The 16,714-nt window shown below is 70.6% G+C and carries 17 protein-coding genes and 1 pseudogene; 11 read left to right on the forward strand and 7 right to left on the reverse strand.

Translation table 11 applies throughout. The features are described from left to right. Positions 1-25 precede the first annotated feature (25 nt). Entirely contained in the window at positions 26-1,513 is a 1,488-nt protein-coding gene (locus ACZ7H1_RS11635; RefSeq protein WP_470785744.1) for an aminopeptidase P family protein, read from the forward strand. Between the two features lie 111 nt (positions 1,514-1,624). Here ACZ7H1_RS11635 and ACZ7H1_RS11640 read toward each other — a convergent pair whose 3' ends face one another. Continuing rightward, complete coding sequence (locus ACZ7H1_RS11640; RefSeq protein ID WP_470785745.1) at positions 1,625-2,068, reverse strand: ATP-binding protein; 444 nt, start codon at positions 2,066-2,068, stop codon at positions 1,625-1,627. 199 nt (positions 2,069-2,267) lie between these two features. Between ACZ7H1_RS11640 and ACZ7H1_RS11645 the strand changes: the two genes are divergently transcribed. The 9 genes from ACZ7H1_RS11645 (at position 2,268) to ACZ7H1_RS11685 (ending at position 11,883) form a co-directional block, all read left to right on the forward strand. Beyond that, on the forward strand, positions 2,268-3,041 hold the full coding sequence (locus ACZ7H1_RS11645) for a hypothetical protein (RefSeq protein ID WP_470785747.1): 774 nt from the start codon (positions 2,268-2,270) through the stop codon (positions 3,039-3,041). Between the two features lie 110 nt (positions 3,042-3,151). Then, positions 3,152-3,877, forward strand: coding sequence for a YcnI family copper-binding membrane protein (locus tag ACZ7H1_RS11650; RefSeq protein WP_470785749.1), 726 nt, complete (start codon positions 3,152-3,154; stop codon positions 3,875-3,877). Between the two features lie 47 nt (positions 3,878-3,924). Continuing rightward, complete coding sequence (locus tag ACZ7H1_RS11655; RefSeq protein WP_470785751.1) at positions 3,925-4,578, forward strand: SCO family protein; 654 nt, start codon at positions 3,925-3,927, stop codon at positions 4,576-4,578. After that, a complete protein-coding gene (locus ACZ7H1_RS11660; RefSeq protein WP_470785753.1) occupies positions 4,575-5,045 on the forward strand; it encodes a copper chaperone PCu(A)C in 471 nt (156 codons plus the stop codon). The genes ACZ7H1_RS11655 and ACZ7H1_RS11660 overlap by 4 nt, the downstream gene beginning before the upstream one ends. A gap of 22 nt (positions 5,046-5,067) precedes the next feature. Next, a complete protein-coding gene (locus ACZ7H1_RS11665; RefSeq protein WP_470785754.1) occupies positions 5,068-6,999 on the forward strand; it encodes a copper resistance CopC/CopD family protein in 1,932 nt (643 codons plus the stop codon). Between the two features lie 17 nt (positions 7,000-7,016). Continuing rightward, positions 7,017-8,279: an iron uptake transporter deferrochelatase/peroxidase subunit gene (efeB, locus tag ACZ7H1_RS11670; protein ID WP_470785950.1), complete on the forward strand. Its 1,263-nt coding sequence runs from the start codon at positions 7,017-7,019 to the stop codon at positions 8,277-8,279. Between the two features lie 42 nt (positions 8,280-8,321). Further along, positions 8,322-9,257, forward strand: coding sequence for a prephenate dehydratase (pheA, locus tag ACZ7H1_RS11675; protein WP_470785756.1), 936 nt, complete (start codon positions 8,322-8,324; stop codon positions 9,255-9,257). A gap of 548 nt (positions 9,258-9,805) precedes the next feature. Next, positions 9,806-11,083, forward strand: coding sequence for a serine--tRNA ligase (gene serS / locus ACZ7H1_RS11680; protein WP_470785758.1), 1,278 nt, complete (start codon positions 9,806-9,808; stop codon positions 11,081-11,083). After that, positions 11,080-11,883, forward strand: a complete 804-nt coding sequence (locus tag ACZ7H1_RS11685) for an HAD family hydrolase (protein WP_470785760.1) — start codon at positions 11,080-11,082, stop codon at positions 11,881-11,883. The genes serS and ACZ7H1_RS11685 overlap by 4 nt, the downstream gene beginning before the upstream one ends. Before the next feature lie 136 nt (positions 11,884-12,019). On the opposite strand, the gene ACZ7H1_RS11690 is transcribed toward ACZ7H1_RS11685, so the two are convergent. Next, positions 12,020-12,190: a hypothetical protein gene (locus ACZ7H1_RS11690; protein ID WP_470785968.1), complete on the reverse strand. Its 171-nt coding sequence runs from the start codon at positions 12,188-12,190 to the stop codon at positions 12,020-12,022. Between ACZ7H1_RS11690 and ACZ7H1_RS11695 the strand changes: the two are divergent. Next, positions 12,156-12,263, forward strand: a pseudogene (locus tag ACZ7H1_RS11695) (DNA-binding response regulator); the annotation flags it as partial. The gene ACZ7H1_RS11690 and the pseudogene ACZ7H1_RS11695 sit on opposite strands and share 35 nt — an antisense overlap. 52 nt (positions 12,264-12,315) lie before the next feature. Here the strand turns inward: ACZ7H1_RS11695 and ACZ7H1_RS11700 are convergent. The 5 genes from ACZ7H1_RS11700 to ACZ7H1_RS11720 all read right to left on the reverse strand — a co-directional run bounded on the left by ACZ7H1_RS11700 (position 12,316) and on the right by ACZ7H1_RS11720 (position 16,545). Further along, positions 12,316-12,963, reverse strand: a complete 648-nt coding sequence (locus tag ACZ7H1_RS11700) for a rhomboid-like protein (protein ID WP_470785762.1) — start codon at positions 12,961-12,963, stop codon at positions 12,316-12,318. A gap of 79 nt (positions 12,964-13,042) precedes the next feature. Then, a complete protein-coding gene (locus ACZ7H1_RS11705; protein ID WP_470785764.1) occupies positions 13,043-13,762 on the reverse strand; it encodes an ABC transporter permease in 720 nt (239 codons plus the stop codon). Between the two features lie 14 nt (positions 13,763-13,776). Then, a complete protein-coding gene (locus ACZ7H1_RS11710) occupies positions 13,777-14,688 on the reverse strand; it encodes an ABC transporter ATP-binding protein (RefSeq protein WP_470785765.1) in 912 nt (303 codons plus the stop codon). Further along, positions 14,685-15,572, reverse strand: a complete 888-nt coding sequence (locus ACZ7H1_RS11715; RefSeq protein ID WP_470785767.1) for an ABC transporter permease — start codon at positions 15,570-15,572, stop codon at positions 14,685-14,687. The genes ACZ7H1_RS11710 and ACZ7H1_RS11715 overlap by 4 nt, the downstream gene beginning before the upstream one ends. Beyond that, entirely contained in the window at positions 15,562-16,545 is a 984-nt protein-coding gene (locus ACZ7H1_RS11720) for an ABC transporter ATP-binding protein (RefSeq protein WP_470785768.1), read from the reverse strand. The genes ACZ7H1_RS11715 and ACZ7H1_RS11720 overlap by 11 nt, the downstream gene beginning before the upstream one ends. Positions 16,546-16,714: the final 169 nt, after the last annotated feature.

Consider the following 16,714-nt stretch of genomic DNA (forward strand, 5'->3'; position numbering starts at 1 on the left):
TGTCGTACCAGGAGGAGACGGACCCGTGGCCGAAGAGCTCAACCCGGAAACGCCGGAGACCCCGGAAACCCCGGAGTCCCCGGAAGCGCAGCCGAAGAAGAAGATCAAGCAGCGGAAGAACGGCCTCTACCCGGCCGTCACCGACGAGCTTGCCGAGAACATGCGGTCCGGCTGGGCCGACACCGAGCTGCACGGGCTTGAGCCGATCCCGCAGGCCGCCCAGACCGCCGCCCGCCGCGCCGCGCTGTCGGCGCGCTTCCCCGGCGAGCGCCTGGTGATCCCCGCGGGCCGCCTGAAGACGCGCTCCAACGACACCGAGTACCCCTTCCGGGCGTCGACCGAGTACGCCTACCTCACCGGCGACCAGACCGAGAACGGCGTCCTCGTCCTCGAGCCCGCCGCCCAGGGCCACACCGCCACGATCTACCTGCTCCCGCGCTCCAACCGCGAGAACGGCGAGTTCTGGCTCGCCGGCCACGGCGAGCTGTGGGTCGGCCGCCGCCACTCCCTCGCCGAGGCCGAGCAGCTGCTGGGCCTGCCCGCCAAGGACGTGCGCGAGCTCGCCGAGGCCCTCAAGGACGAGACCGGCCCGGTCCGCGTGGTCCGCGGACACGACGCCCTCATCGAGGCGGCCCTGACCGACAAGGTCACCGCCGAGACCGACGACGAACTGCGCGTCCACCTCTCCGAGGCCCGCCTCGTGAAGGACGCCTTCGAGATCGGCGAGCTCCAGAAGGCCGTCGACTCCACCGTCCGCGGCTTCGAGGACGTCGTGAAGGTCCTCGACAAGGCCGAGGCCACCAGCGAGCGCTACATCGAAGGCACCTTCTTCCTGCGCGCCCGCGTCGAGGGCAACGACATCGGCTACGGCTCCATCTGCGCCGCCGGCGCCCACGCCTGCACCCTGCACTGGGTCCGCAACGACGGCGCGGTCCGCTCCGGCGACCTGCTCCTCCTCGACGCCGGCGTGGAGACGCACACCCTCTACACCGCCGACGTCACCCGCACCCTGCCGATCAACGGCACGTACACCGACATCCAGCGCAAGATCTACGACGCGGTGTACGAGTCCCAGGAAGCCGGCATCGCCGCGGTCCAGCCGGGCGGCAAGTTCCGCGATTTCCACGACGCCTCCCAGCGCGTCCTCGCCGAGAAGCTCGTCGAGTGGGGCCTGCTCGAAGGCCCCGTCGAGCGCGTCCTGGAGCTGGGCCTGCAGCGCCGCTGGACCCTGCACGGCACCGGCCACATGCTCGGCATGGACGTCCACGACTGCGCCGTGGCCCGCACCGAGGCGTACGTCGACGGCACCCTGGAGCCGGGCATGTGCCTGACCGTGGAGCCCGGCCTCTACTTCCAGGCCGACGACATGAGCGTCCCCGAGGAGTACCGCGGCATCGGCGTCCGCATCGAGGACGACATCCTCGTCACCGAGGACGGCAACCGGAACCTCTCCGCGGGCCTGCCCCGCCGGTCCGACGAGGTCGAGGCCTGGATGGCCGCCCTCAAGGGCTGACACCCGGCGCACACCGGTGGGCGGGAACCCTGCGGAGGGTTCCCGCCCACCGGTGTTTCACGTGAAACCCCCGCACCTGCCGGGCGCCGTGCGCACCGCGCGAGCGCGCCGTCAGGACACCTGCAACAGCGCGCCCTCGCGCCACTTCAGCACCTTGTCGAAGCTGACCACCGCGCCCCGGCCGGGCCGGTTGCGGAACCGGACGTGATCGGAGAGCTCCTCGATCAGCCCCAGCCCCCTGCCGTGCTCCGCCAGCGCGGGTCTGCGCCGGGCCACCGTCTGCGGCGGGAAACCCGGACCCGAATCGGTCACCTCGATCCGGCAGCAGTCGCCGTCCAGATACGCCGTGACGCGGAACGCCCCGTCCGCATCCGGATCACCGACCGCCCCACCGTGCTCCACCGCATTGGCACACGCCTCGCTCAGCGCCACCGACAGGTCGAAAGAGATGTCCGGGTCCACTCCCGCGGTCTCCATCGTCCCGAGCAGCAGCCGCCTGGCGAACGGAACACTCGCGGCCTCGCGCCGCAAGTGGAGAGACCACCAGATGCTCATACCGATACCTATTGCCGCCCGCGGCAGCCGGTAAGCCCCAGCGCGACGACACAGCCCTCGTTTGGCCGATGCGCACCCTCCGCACCCCGGTGTATGAGCGCCGAACGAGCAATCCGCCCCCACGGGACTCATCGGACGCATGGGACCTTACGGACCTGCCGTATGGGCGCCGTGAGCGCAGTGCGATGATGACCCGGCCATGCCTGACGCCCGCTCGACGCGCACCGGAGCCGGAACCCGGCTCGTGAGGGCCGCGGTGTTCACCGCGGTCTGCGTCGCGCTGTCCGCGGCGGGCCACGCCCTGGCATCCTGCGCCTCCGTCCCCCTGTGGTCCCTCGGCGCGGGCTTCCTCGCCGTACTCGCCTGCACGGCACCCCTCGCCGGGAAGCGGCACTCGCTGCCCGTCCTCGCCGGCGCCCTCGCCGGCGGACAACTGGCCCTGCACTCCCTCTTCGGACTCGGCCAGCACCGAGCCGCGCCCGGCACCCCCTCCGACGCCACCATCGCAGACCTCGCCGCCGAGCTGCTCTGCGGCGGCAACACCGTCCCCCTGAGCCCCGCCCGGGCCCGGGAGGTGCTCCACGCCGCCGGCATCGACCCCGCGAGCCTGGCCGCCCAAGCCCACGCCCACGCCGGCCACACCACGGCCACCGTGGAACCGGCCACCGGGCTCCTCTCGCTCCCCATGCTGCTCGGCCACCTGCTGGCCGCACTGGCCGCCGCCTGGCTCCTCGGCCGCGGCGACCTCGCCCTCGAACGGCTCCTCCAGCTCTCCGCCGACGGCACCCCCGTACGCCCGCTGCGCACCGCACTGGCCTACGCACGCGCCCTGCGCGCCGGGCTGCACGGCGGACCGCACACCCCGGGACTGCCCCGCAGCGACCGGCCCGAGACCGGACCCCCCGCCCGCGAGGCACTCCAGCACACGGTCATCAGGCGCGGACCCCCCGCGGCCTGCGTCCTCGCTGCCTGACGCGGCACCCACTCCCCCGGAACACCCGGGACGGAAGCGGCGGTGCCGCGGAGTCCGTGCGCATCCGCACGCGCCACCACCGTCCCCCACTTCCCGTGGAGTTCTCTGCCATGAAGACCTCTCGCGTCTCCGTCGCCGCCGCCCTCGCCGCCGGCACCGTCCTTCTCTTCGCCGGTCCCGCCTCCGCACACGTCAGCGTGCAGCCGGGCCAGGCCGAGAAGGGCGGCTACGCCACGATCAACTTCAAGGTCCCCAACGAGCGTGACGACGCGTCGACCACCAAGCTGGAGGTCACGTTCCCGGCAGACCACCCGCTCGCGTCCGTCATGCCGCAGGACGTGCCCGGCTGGACCGTCGAGGTCACCAAGAGCAAGCTCGACAAGCCGCTCACCGTGCACGGCCGCCAGATCAACGAGGCCGTCACCAAGGTGACCTGGTCCGGCGGGAAGATCGGCAAGGGCAAGTTCCAGCAGTTCCCGCTCTCCGTCGGCCAGCTCCCCGAGAACACCGACACCATGGTCTTCAAGGCCATCCAGACGTACGACAACAACGAAGTCGTCCGCTGGATCGAAGAGGCCAAGGAAGGCGCCGAGGAACCGCAGAACCCGGCCCCCGTGCTCAAGCTCACGGAGCCCACGGGCGACGACCACCACGGCGGCGCGGACAAGGGCAAGGACTCCGCGAAGAACACCGGGGACGACACGCACGACGGCGAGAAGACCGAGGCGGCCGCCTCCGGCTCCGACACCACCGCCCGCGTCCTCGGCATCACCGGCATCGTCGTCGGCGTCGCCGGTGTGGCCTTCGGCGCGGCCGCACGCCGTCGCACCTCCTGACCCCTCCTGACCACCGAACGACCCCTCATCCACAGGGACGACTCTCCATGCGCACCACCACACGTGTGACAGCCGCCGCCCTCGCGGCGGCGGCTGCACTCACGCTGTCCGCCTGCGGCAGCGACACAGCCAAGGACAAGTCCGTCGCGGAGGTGAGCACTCCGTCAAAGACGAAGGCCGCCACCGTCCTCGACCGGCCCTTCGAAAAGCCCGACCTCGTCCTCACCGACACCCAGGGCAAGCCGTTCGACCTGCGCGAGCGCACCAAGGGCAAGCCGACGCTCATCTACTTCGGCTACACCCACTGCCCCGACGTCTGCCCGCTGACCATGGGCAACATCGCCGTGGCGAAGGCCAAGCTCCCCAAGGCCGACCAGGACAGGCTCCAGGTCGTCTTCGTCACCTCCGACCCGGAACGGGACACCCCGGCCTCCCTCGGCAAGTGGCTGAACGGGCTGGACCCGTCCTTCATCGGACTGACCGGTGACTTCAAGGCCATCCAGGCCGGCGCCCGCACCCTGCACATCGGCCTCGAACCCGCCAAGAAGGGCCCCAACGGCAGCGTCGTCTCCATGCACGGGGCGCAGGTCATCGCGTTCTCCCCGAAAACCGACGAAGGCTACGTCCTGTACGGCGAGGACACCACCGCCGACGACTACGCCAAGGACCTGCCGAAGATCTCCAAGGGAGAGAACCCGTGAACCGCCGCACCACCGCCCTCCTCGCCGCCACCCTCTCCCTGACCACCGCGCTGGCCATATCGGGCTGCTCGGACTCCGGCAGCGACAAGGACGCCGAGCCGAAGATGACCGTCAGCGGCGCATTCATGCCCGAGCCCGTCAACGCCGACATGGCCGGCGGGTTCCTGATCGTCAAGAACGACTCCGGCACCGCCGACAAGCTCACCTCGGTGACCAGCCCGCTCTCCGGCGACGTACAGATCCACGAAACCAAGAACCAGAAGATGCAGCAGGTCACGTCCCTCGACGTGCCCGCCAACGGCGAGCTCAAGCTCGAACGCGGCGGCAGCCACATCATGTTCATGGGGCTGAAGAGCAAGCCGAAGCTCGGCGACAAGGTCACCGTCGAACTGCGCTTCGAGAAGGCCGACCCGGTCAAGGTCGAGCTGGACGTGAAGGAACGGACCCACAACCCGAAGAACCACTGACGGAACAAGGGACTCACACGCCATGACGGCCACCGCCCCCGCCCCCGTGCCGGCGGCACCGCTCCTGCGGCTGCTGCTGGTCCTCGCCGCCCTCTTGGGCGCGCTGCTCGCCACGGCCTCCCCGGCCTCGGCGCACGCCGCGCTGACCGCGAGCGATCCCAAGGACGGGGCGGTGGTCGCCACGGCCCCCGCCCAGGTCAACCTCTCCTTCTCCGAACAGGTCGCCATGGGCGACGACTCGATCCGAGTCATGGACCCCCGCGGCAAGCGCGTCGACACCGGTGAGCACCGCGACCTGTGCGACGGATCGACCATCAAATACGGAGTCGTGCTCCACTCCGGACTGCCCAACGGCACCTACACCGTCGCCTGGCAGGCCGTCTCCGCCGACAGCCACCCCATCTCCGGCGCCTTCACCTTCTCCATCGGCGCCCCCTCCCAGACCACCGTCGACCTGCCCGACCAGCAGGCCGGCAGCGGTCCCGTCGGCACCGTCTACGGGATCGCCCGCTACGCCGCCTACGCCGGCTTCACCGTGCTCGTCGGCGGCGCCGCCCTCGTCCTGCTGTGCTGGCGCCGCGGAGCCGGCATCCGCGCCGTCCAGCGCACCGTCCTCTACGGCTGGGCGACCCTCACCGCCGCCACCCTGACCATGCTGGTCCTGCGCAACCCCTACACCGGCTCGGGCAAGTTCGCCGACGCACTCGACCTCACCGGGCTCAAGGCCGTCCTGGAGACCAAGACCGGCGCCGCCCTCGTCTCACGCCTCCTGCTGCTCGGCGCCGCCGCCCTCTTCATCGCCGTCCTCTTCGGCGCCTACGCCCGCCGCCAGGCCGCGAACACCACAGAGACCGAAGACGCCAAGGACACCAGCGACCTCGCCTTCGGGCTCGGCATCGGCGGCACCGTCGTGGCCGGCGGGATCGCCGCCACCTGGGCCCTGTCCGAACACGCCTCGACCGGCATCCAGCCGGGCATCGCCATGCCCGTCGACATCCTCCACCTGCTCGCCGTCGCCGCCTGGCTCGGCGGCCTGGTCACCCTCCTCATCGCCCTGTACCGCATACCCGACCTGGAACGCACCGCCGTACAGCGCTTCTCCCGCGTCGCCTTCACCAGCGTGCTCGTCCTCGTCGCGACCGGCATCTACCAGTCCTGGCGCCAGCTCGGCACCTGGACCGCCCTCACCGGCACCGACTACGGAAAGCTCCTCATCGTCAAGGTCGGCCTCGTCGTCGTACTCGTCGGCGTCGCCTACGTCTCACGGAAGTGGACCGCACGACTGGGCGAGCACTCCGCCGCCACCGTCGAGATCGCCGCCCAGCGTGTTTCACGTGAAACATCGCCCGAGCCGGTCACCGTCCCCGAGGACCCCAAGGACCCCAAGCGCGCCGCCCAGCTGGCCCGGCAGCAGGCCGCCCAGGCCACCGCCCAGGAGAAGAAGGTCCGCGACGCCGACCCCGACCGGGCCGGGCTGCGCCGCTCCGTACTCGCCGAAGCCTGCATCGCCGTCGTCCTGCTCGCCGTGACCACCAGCCTGACCAGCACCGAACCCGGCCGCGCCGCAGAGCAGGAAGTCGGCGGCAGCGCCTCGGCGCCCGCCGTGCCCAACCGACCCATAAAGATCAGCCTGCCGTTCGACACCGGCGGCGAGGACGGCAAGGGCACCGCCCGCCTCGAACTGGACCCCGGCCGGACCGGCGCCAACACCCTGCACGTGTACCTGGACCGGCCCAACGGCCGCCCGCTGGACGCACCCGAAGTCAAGATCGCCTTCACCCTCCCCGCCAAGGACGTCGGCCCGCTGCCCCTCGTCCCCGACCACGCCGGCACCGGACACTGGACGGCATCGGGCGTCCAGCTCCCCCTGGCCGGCGAATGGCGGATCGACGTGACCGTGCGGACCTCCGACATCGACCAGACCACCGTCAACAAGAACGTGAAGATCGGCTGACCAGCGTGACCGAGACCGTGACCGACATCGAGATCTCCAGGAGGCGGCTGCTCGGCACCGTCGGCGCCGCGGGAGCAGCCGGGCTCGCGCTCGGCGGCGCCGGCGGGGCCCTCGCCCACGCCGCCCTCGCCGACGGCTCCGGCGCCGCAGCACCCGCCGCCGGCGCCCTGGCCTCCCTCGGCGCCACCGCAGTCGCCTTCCACGGCGACCACCAGGCGGGCATCACCAACCCGCTCCAGCTCAAGGGCCACGTCCTCGCCTTCGACCTGGCTCCCGGAGCCGGCCGCAAGGAAGCCGCCGCCCTCATGCGCCGCTGGTCCGAGACCGCCCGCCGGCTGATGGCCGCCGAACCCAGCGGCACCGCGGACACCGGGATCGCCCTCGACGCCGGACCCTGCTCGCTCACCGTCACCTTCGGCTTCGGGCACAGCTTCTTCGACCGCACCGGCCTCACCGGCCGCCGGCCGGCCGCACTCGCCCCGCTGCCCGACTTCTCCTCCGACCAGCTCGACCCCAAGCGCAGCAACGGCGACCTGTGGGTCCAGATCGGCGCCAACGACGCCCTGGTGGCCTTCCACGCCCTGCGCGCCCTCCAGAAGGACGCCGGAGACGCCGCCCGGGTCCGCTGGCAGATGAACGGCTTCAACCGCTCCCCGGGAGCCACCGGCACCCCGATGACGGCCCGCAACCTGATGGGCCAGATCGACGGCACCGGAAACCCTCAGCCCGACGAGCCCGACTACGACCAGCGGATCTTCGTGCCCGCCGGCGGTCCCGGCCCCGCCGAACACGCCTGGATGACCGGCGGCTCGTACGCCGTCGTACGGCGCATCCGCATGCTGCTCGACGACTGGGAGAAGCTCCCCCAGGGCCGCCAGGAAGAGGTCATCGGCCGCCGGAAGTCCGACGGCGCCCCTCTCACCGGCGGCACCGAGCGCACCGAGCCCGACCTCGACAGGACCGGCGCCGACGGGAAGCCGGTGATCGCGGCGAACGCCCACGCGCGGATCTCCGCACCCGAGCAGAACGGCGGCGCCGCCATGCTGCGCAGGCCCTTCTCGTACCACGACGGCATCGGCCCGGACGGCGCCCCCGACGCGGGCCTGCTGTTCATCTGCTGGCAGGCCGACCCGCTGCGCGGTTTCGTCCCGGTACAGCGCAAGCTGGACCGCGGGGACGCACTGTCGCCGTTCCTCCGGCACGAGGCGAGCGGACTGTACGCCGTACCGGGCGGCCCCCGGGCCGGCGAGTACGTGGGGCAGCGGCTTCTCGACTCGTGAACGCCCCCCTGGTTCTCCGGCGCATCGCACTAGGCTGATCACATGTCCGCCACGCGCTTCACGTATCTCGGTCCCGAGGGCACCTTCACGGAGGCCGCCCTGCGCACGCTGCCGGAGGCCGCCACCCGCGAGCTGGTCCCCATGGTGTCGGTGCCGGCGGCACTCGACGCGGTGCGCAACGGCGAAGCGGCGGCCGCGCTGGTCCCGATCGAGAACTCGGTGGAAGGCGGGGTGACCGCGACCCTCGACGAACTGGCGTCCGGCGAACCGTTGATGATCTACCGCGAAGTGCGGCTGCAGATCTCGTTCGCGCTGCTGGTGCGGCCGGGCACGAAGCTGTCGGACATCAAGACGGTGACGGGTCACCCGGTGGCGCAGCCGCAGGTGCGGAACTGGCTGCGGGCGAATCTGCCGGACGCACTGTGGGAGTCGGCCGCGTCGAACGCCGACGGCGCCCGGCTGGTGCAGGAGGGCCGCTTCGACGCGGCGTTCGCGGGCGAGTTCGCGGCGGCGAGGTACGGCCTGGAGCCGCTGGTCACCGAGATCCACGACGCGGAGAACGCCGAGACGCGCTTCGTGCTGGTGGGGCGCCCGGCCCGGCCGGCGGCGCCCACGGGTGCGGACAAGACGTCCGTGGTGATCTGGATGGGCGAGGACCACCCGGGCGCGCTGCTGGAGCTGCTCCAGGAGTTCGCGGTGCGCGGTGTCAACCTGATGCTGATCCAGTCCCGTCCGACCGGTGCGGGGATCGGCAACTACTGCTTCGCGGTGGATGCCGAGGGACACATCTCGGACCGCCGGGTGAGCGAGGCCCTCATGGGGCTGAAGCGGACCTGTCCGAACGTCCGCTTCCTCGGCTCGTACCCGCGGGCGGGTGTGACGGCGGCGCAGGTGCGAGCGCCGCGGCCGGGGACGTCGGATGGCGACTTCACGGCGGCTTCGGACTGGCTGACCCGCTGCCTGGACGGCCGCACGTAATATCCACAGAGTTATCCACAGGCTGCCTTCTCGACCTGGGGACAAGTCGACATCGGATTGCGACATGGTCGACATATCGGCCGTTCGGTTGGGTGAACGGCGGGGTGTGGGTGGGCGAACGACGTCAGCCGGTTACCGTTGATCAACTCTTTGGAGCGAGGCATTCCCACCCGAATGAGTGTCTGAGCCGGGTTTGAACCAGGAATGCCGCAAGTCCCACACCGATTGAGAATGATCGATTTTGATGTCCACAGTGAACGCTCACAGCCTGTGGATAACTAAGTCGACGGGTCCCATTCCTGTGGACAACACCCGCCCCGCACCCCTGTCCCCGCAGGCGCGCCGGGGGATGGACACCTCCGCCCACGTCCACTTCGCCGCCCCATCGTGCCCCTTTTCGGGGAATGGGGTGGGGTTTATTGACTTTCTCCCGAGCGATCGGTTCCGGCCGGGTGACACCAGTTTTCCATTTACGGCAATCGGGACATAGCGACACGCAGCGTGATATCGATGTGAGCGGAAGAAGCCCAGGCCGGTAGCCTGGAGGGGTGATTGACCTCCGGCTGCTTCGTGAAGACCCCGACCGTGTTCGCGCCTCCCAGCGTGCTCGTGGAGAGGACGTCGAGCTCGTCGACGCACTGCTCTCCGCCGACGAGCGCCGCAGGTCTTCCGGCGTGCGCTTCGACGACCTGCGCAACGAGCAGAAGTCGCTCGGCAAGCTCATCCCCAAGGCCTCTCCGGAGGAGCGGGCGGAGCTGCTGAAGAAGGCGGAGCAGCTGAAGGCCGACGTGAAGGCGGCGGAGGCGGAGCAGAACGACGCCGACGAGGCCGCGAAGGCGCTGCTCCTGCGGCTCGGCAACATCGTCCACCCGGACGTGCCGGTCGGCGGCGAGGAGGACTTCACCGTCCTGGAGACGCACGGCACCATCCGCGATTTCGCCGCGGAGGGCTTCGAGCCCAAGGACCACCTGGAGCTCGGCGAAGCGCTGGGCGCCATCGACGTGGAGCGCGGCGCGAAGGTGTCGGGCTCCCGCTTCTACTACCTGACCGGTGTCGGCGCGCTGCTGGAGCTCGCCCTGGTCAACGCGGCGATCGCGCAGGCCACCGAGGCCGGCTTCATCCCCATGCTGACGCCGGCGCTGGTGCGTCCTCGCGCCATGGAGGGCACGGGCTTCCTCGGCCAGGCCGCGGAGAACGTCTACCACCTGGAGAAGGACGACTACTACCTGGTCGGCACCTCCGAGGTCCCGCTCGCTGCGTACCACATGGACGAGATCATCGACGGGGACAAGCTGCCGCTGCGGTACGCCGGTTTCTCCCCGTGCTTCCGCCGCGAGGCCGGCACGTACGGCAAGGACACCCGCGGCATCTTCCGCGTCCACCAGTTCGACAAGGTGGAGATGTTCTCGTACGTGGCGCCCGAGGACGCCGAGGCGGAGCACGCGCGCCTGCTGGCGTGGGAGAAGCAGTGGCTGACCGCTCTCGAGCTGCCGTTCCAGGTGATCGACGTCGCCACCGGTGACCTCGGCTCCTCCGCGTCGCGCAAGTTCGACTGCGAGGCGTGGATCCCCACGCAGGGCAAGTACCGCGAGCTGACCTCCGCGTCGAACTGCGACGGCTTCCAGGCCCGCCGCCTGTCCGTGCGCATGCGCGACGGGAAGAAGGTCCAGCCGCTGGCGACGCTGAACGGCACGCTGTGCGCCGTGCCGCGCACCATCGTGGCCATCCTGGAGAACCACCAGCAGGCCGACGGTTCGGTGCGGGTGCCCGAGGTGCTCAGGCCGTACCTGGGCGGCCGGGAGCTGCTGGAGCCGATCGCCAAGTGAGCTTCCCGTACCGCCTCGTCGCCACCGACCTCGACGGCACGCTGCTGCGTGGCGACGAAACGGTCTCGGAACGCACGCGTGAAGCACTCGTCGCGGCCACCGCGGCGGGTGCCGCGCACATCATCGTCACCGGCCGGGCCGTGCCCTGGACCCGGCACATCCTCGACGACCTGGGCTACCGGGGCCTCGCGGTGTGTGGGCAGGGCGCCCAGCTGTACGACGCGGGTGCGCACCGGCTGCTGACCTCCGTGACGCTGGACCGGCAGCTGGCCGGTCTGGCGCTCGCCAAGATCGAGGCGGAGATCGGTCCGGTGGCGCTGGCCGCGAGCCGGGACGGGCTGGACGGGCAGGTCCTGGTGGGGCCGGGCTATCAGGTGCAGGAGGGCCCGCTGCCGTACGTGTTCCTGGACGACACGGCGCAGATGTGGGCGGCTCCACTGAACAAGCTGTACATCCAGCATCCGGGGCTGGACGACGATGCGCTGTCCGCGGTGGCCCGTACGGCCGTCGGCAGTCTCGTGGACATCGTGATGGCGGGTCCGGGGGTCGTGGAGATCCTGCCGCTGGGGCTGAGCAAGGCCACGGGCCTGTCGCTGGCCGCGCGGCGGCTTGGCGTGAAGGCGGCCCAGACGATCGCCTTCGGCGACATGCCGAACGACATCCCGATGTTCGCGTGGTCCGGGCACGGTGTGGCGATGGCCAATGCCCACCGGGAGCTCAAGGCCGTGGCCGACGAGACGACGACGTCGAACGAGGACGACGGCATCGCGGTGGTGCTGGAGCGCCTGCTCGGCGCCTGAGCGGGGACGTTGCCGGTGAGGTCCGGGGCGGCCCGCGCCGTCGGCGCGCTCGAAGCGGCCGCCCCGGTCCTGTCGTGCTCCCCGTTGCCCTTACTCTGCCGGGGCCGCCGGTGCGGTACCAGCGAATTTCCCTGCCTCACCCGTGGTTGCGGCGGCGCCAGTGCGCGACGGTGACGACCGCGAGCAGCGGACCCCACAGCAGCGGCGGCGCGTAGCAGGCGGTCATGACGTGGAGGGCGAGGCCGGTGGGGGCGGCCGGTGCGCCGTTGGTCTCCGCGAAGACCCATGTCGCGAACGTCCAGGCCAAGCTCGGGGTCCGTAACCGTGTCGGGATCGCCGCCTGGGCGTGGGAACACGGCGCGGTCGCGCCGGAGGCCTGAGGGCTCTCGTCCGGGCCTGAGCGGAGTCGCCGGAGGCCTGAGGCGCTACGGGCTAGCAGGGTGTTTCACGTGAAACATCGCGCGGGTTGCGGGTCAGCGGCCAGGCAAGCAGGCCGATGGCCAGTGCGATGGCGTGTCCGAGGTCGGTGAAGGTGGCGCCCGTCAGGAGCGGGACGCCGAAGAACGCGACGACGCCGGCGAGGTAGAGCCAGCGCCAGGGGCCGGGCAGCCGGTAGGTGAGGACACCTGCCGCTGCGGCGAGGCCGTAGCTGACGCCGATGTCGACGACGTGCACCATGCTGCGCGGGGCCCGGTTGTCCTCGATGGCCAGCAGGACGACCTGCTGGCTGATGAGGGTGGCCACGATATGGGCCGTGGCCACGATGACGAGCCATTTCAGGGTGCCGAGCCAGCGTTCGACGGGTGCGTGGAACACCTCGAAGAGGACCGCGTACAGGGCGAGGGATGCCGGGTTCTCGATCCAGAACGCGCTGGCGATCAGGGACCGGACGGGGTGGTTGACCAGCTCGTGGAGGTTGCTGCTGTTGCGGTGCAGCAGGACGTGGTCGAGCCGGTCGGGGGCGATGGCCACGATGATGCTGGTGATCGCGATGATCAGCAGCCATATGTGCGTGCCCGGCGAGGAGCGCACCCAGGACCTGATCGGCCGGGAGGGCTCGGGCGCCGTCTGCAGCATCATGTCCCGATCATGGCCTGCAAAGCCGTGCCCCGCCCGGTAGATGCACTGGGCGGGGCACGGACTGGTGGTGCCGGAGGGACTACTCCTCGCCGGCCAGCGTCAGGCGGCGCAGCTTCTGGCCGGCGAACGCGGTCGCGCCGAGGGTGACGACGACGAGGAGAATCGTCGCGGTGGGCAGGGCGACGGCGGAGTCGATGACTCCCGGGTCGCTGATCTTCTCGGCCAGGGCCAGCGACCACTGCTGGACGCTGAGGGTCTTGGCACCGGGGACGAGGCTGCCGAAGAGGGACTCCCAGACCAGGGCGTAGACGAGGCCGAAGACGACGGCGTGCCGGCTGACCGTGCCCAGCAGCAGGAACAGCGCGCTGTAGGCGATGGAGGCGACGAGGGCCGCGATCGTGTAGGCGACGGCGATCTGCTGACCGTTGCCGTTGAGGATGAATCCGGCGATGAGGGTGGGCACGGCGGAGAAGACCATGGTGACGGCGATCGCGACGATCAGCTTGGTCATGATGATCGTCGGCCGCTTCACCGGCTTGGAGAGCAGGTAGACGATCGAGCCGTCGTCGATCTCCGGGCCGATGGCGCCGGTGCCGGCGATGACGCCGATGAGCGGCACCATCGTGGCGAGCGCGAAGCCGCCCAGGAGTCCTGCGGCGACGCGGTCGTCGACGCCGGTGAGGGCGCGTACCGCGATGGCGATGAGGACGAGCAGGGCCGGGAGCGCGAAGAGGATGAGTGCGCGGCGGCGGCCGAGCAGGGCCCGGTAGGTGAGCCGGGCAACCGTGGGGTTGTACATCGATGCCAGCTCCTTCAGGCCGCTACGAGGTAGGAGAAGACCGATTCGAGGGACTCGTCGGAGGGCGAGACCGTCAGCAGCCTGATGCCCTGCTCGCGGGCGACCCGCGGGAGCAGTTCGGTGAAGCGGCCGAAGTCGACCGCCTGGATGCGCAGGGCGCCTTCGGCGTGGTCGACCTCGATGCCGGCCGTGGAGGTGTCGGCGATCAGGGCCGCGGCGAGGGCCCGGTCGTCGGAGGAGCGGACGAGGTAGCGGTGCGGGCGGTCCGTCATCAGCCGGCGGATCTTGCGGAAGTCGCCGGAGGCGGCGTGCCGCCCGGCCACGATCACCTCGATGTGCGAGGCGAGCTGCTCGACCTCCTCCAGGATGTGGGAGGAGAACAGCACGGTGCGGCCCTCGTCGCCCATCCGGCGCAGGAGCTCCATCAGCTGCATGCGCTGGCGCGGGTCCATGCCGTTGAACGGCTCGTCGAGGAGGAGCACGGACGGCTCGTGGACCAGGGCGGAGGCCATCTTCACGCGCTGCCGCATGCCCTTGGAGTACGTGGCGATCTTGCGGTCCTGGGCGTACTCCATCTCGACGGTCGCGAGGGCCCGGCGGGCATCGCGCTCGTCGAGCCCGTGGAGTTCGGCGTTGGCGACGACGAACTCGCGGCCGGTGAGGAAGTCGTACATCGCCTCGCGCTCGGGCACGACGCCGATGTGCTTGTAGACCTCCTCGTTGCGCCAGATCGGGGCGCCGTCGAGGGTGACGCTGCCGGTGGAGGGGGCGAGGAAGCCGCCCATCATGTTGATGAGGGTGGACTTGCCGGCGCCGTTGGGGCCGAGCAGGCCGGTGACTCCGGGGCCGATCCGCATCGTGACGTCGTTGACGGCGACGACGTTGCCGAACCAGCGGGAGGCGTGGTCGATGTCGATGATGGTCACAGCCCGGCCTTCCGGTAGCGGCTCATCAGGGCGGCGTACGAGCCGGCGATGAGGGCGAAGACAACCAGCAGGTAGACGACGCCGACTCCGGCGGAGGGGCCGTCGCCGCCGGGGAAGGCGGAGGTGGCACCGAGGAACGCCGTCTGCACGCCGTCGATGAGGGTGATCGGCGAGAAGAGGCCCATCCACTCGATGGAGCCCGCGTTGCCGGTTTCGTAGGCGACGCCCTGGACGGCCGAGACGGCGCCGTAGGGGATCACCAGCAGGGCGATCACGGCGGCGACGCCGAAGCCGCGCCGGGGCGTGAGGGCGGCCATGACCAGGCCGATGCCGCCGAAGAGGAGCGAGAGCAGGAGCACCGAGACCAGTCCCTGGGCGAACCCCTTGGTCTGGTCCGCGAAGTCGAATTTGGCCAGCAGCGCACCGAGGTACAGGACCACCAGGGGCGCCGCGGTGAGGATGAAGAGCGCGGACACCATGGCCGCGTACTTCGCGACCACGTAGTCGACGCGCTCGATGGGCCGCGAGAAGTACAGCGGCACGGTCTTGAAGCGCAGGTCGCGGGAGACCGACTGCGGGGCCTGCGAGGCGAGGTACAGGCCGATGACCATCTGGAGGTAGAGGGCGTACGACGTGTACTTGAGCGGCAGGTCCTTGGAGCCGGGCACCGCGATGGCGACGGCGACCATGATCGCTGCGGGCAGCACCATCACGGCGAAGAGCAGCATGGGCAGCACTTTGGACTTGGCCGAGCGGCCCAGGCCGTAGGCACCGCGCAGGGACTGCGAGTAGAGGGAGCGGCGGGCGTAGGCCCGGCCGAGGCGGGCGCCTTCGTAAGACCGGTACCCGATGTTGTGGATCTGCGTGGAGGCCTCAGGCGCCATGGGTACCGGCTCCCTTCTGCGCGAGCTGCTGCTGGTCGTGGTCGCGGAAGACCTCCGCGATGTGGTGGCGGCGCTGTTCCATGCGGACCAGGCCGAGGCCCAGGCCGGCGACGGTGTCGCGGACGATGTCGTACGTCTCCTCGCCCACGGCCTCGACGAGGAGGATGTGGCCGGCGCCGGGCAGGCCCTGTTCCTCGCCCTCGTGGAGGGTGACTCCCGCGGCGGTCAGCGCGTCGCGCAGGGCGCGGGTGCCGTCCGGGTGCGTGTCGGAGTCGGTGACCTCGACCGCGAGGGTGGCGGTGGTCTGGGTGAAGTCGCTGGTGGAGCTGGAGCGCAGCAGCTTGCCGCCGTCGACGACCACGACGTGGTCGCAGGTGCGCTCCAGCTCGCCGAGCAGGTGCGAGGTGACCAGGACGGAGATGCCGAAGTCGGTGTAGATGCGGCGGATCAGTCCGAGCATCTCGTCGCGGCCGACGGGATCGAGGCCGTTGGTCGGCTCGTCGAGGAGGACGAGCTGGGGGTCGTGGACGAGTGCCTGTGCCAGCTTGACCCGCTGTTTCATGCCGGTCGAGTAGCCGCCGATGGGGCGGTAGCGCTCTTCGTAGAGGCCGACGTGGCGCAGGGTGTCGGCGGTGCGTTCACGGGCGGCGGTGGGGGGCAGCCCGGACATGCGGGCCATGTGGACGACGAACTCGGTGGCCGAGACGTCGGGGGGCAGGCAGTCGTGTTCGGGCATGTAGCCGACGCGCTCCCGGATGGCACTGCCATGGGTGGCGACGTCGAGTCCGAGCACGGCGGCGCGGCCCTCGGTGGCGGGGGACAGTCCCAGCAGGATCTTGATCAGCGTGGACTTGCCGGCTCCGTTTGCGCCCACCAGCCCGGTCACGCCGGGGCCGATGTCGAGGGAGAGCCGGTCGAGGGCGGTCACCTTGGTGTACCGCTTGCTCAGGCTTTCGGTCGCGATGACAGTCACGGTTCGAAGGTAGTGGCCGGAACCGCTCCGATTCGTCAGACCTGGTGCCTGGTCCGGTGTACGCCTTGAGGCTGACGGACCCGTACGGGAGAACTACGCACTCCATGTTTGTCCACAGGTGCGTGCAGGGCCCTTGACGTGATCTCCAGGCATTGTCACATTCATCAGT

This window comes from Streptomyces sp. NPDC037401, assembly GCF_055602345.1.

Bases quoted from the DNA above. Each gene is read 5' to 3' on its own strand.
- ACZ7H1_RS11640 (WP_470785745.1), bottom strand. From the start codon at position 2,068: ATGAGCATCTGGTGGTCTCTCCACTTGCGGCGCGAGGCCGCGAGTGTT.
- ACZ7H1_RS11645 (WP_470785747.1), top strand. From the start codon at position 2,268: ATGCCTGACGCCCGCTCGACGCGCACCGGAGCCGGAACCCGGCTCGTG.
- ACZ7H1_RS11650 (WP_470785749.1), top strand. From the start codon at position 3,152: ATGAAGACCTCTCGCGTCTCCGTCGCCGCCGCCCTCGCCGCCGGCACC.
- ACZ7H1_RS11655 (WP_470785751.1), top strand. From the start codon at position 3,925: ATGCGCACCACCACACGTGTGACAGCCGCCGCCCTCGCGGCGGCGGCT.
- ACZ7H1_RS11665 (WP_470785754.1), top strand. From the start codon at position 5,068: ATGACGGCCACCGCCCCCGCCCCCGTGCCGGCGGCACCGCTCCTGCGG.
- pheA (WP_470785756.1), top strand. From the start codon at position 8,322: ATGTCCGCCACGCGCTTCACGTATCTCGGTCCCGAGGGCACCTTCACG.
- ACZ7H1_RS11700 (WP_470785762.1), bottom strand. From the start codon at position 12,963: ATGATGCTGCAGACGGCGCCCGAGCCCTCCCGGCCGATCAGGTCCTGG.
- ACZ7H1_RS11705 (WP_470785764.1), bottom strand. From the start codon at position 13,762: ATGTACAACCCCACGGTTGCCCGGCTCACCTACCGGGCCCTGCTCGGC.
- ACZ7H1_RS11715 (WP_470785767.1), bottom strand. From the start codon at position 15,572: ATGGCGCCTGAGGCCTCCACGCAGATCCACAACATCGGGTACCGGTCT.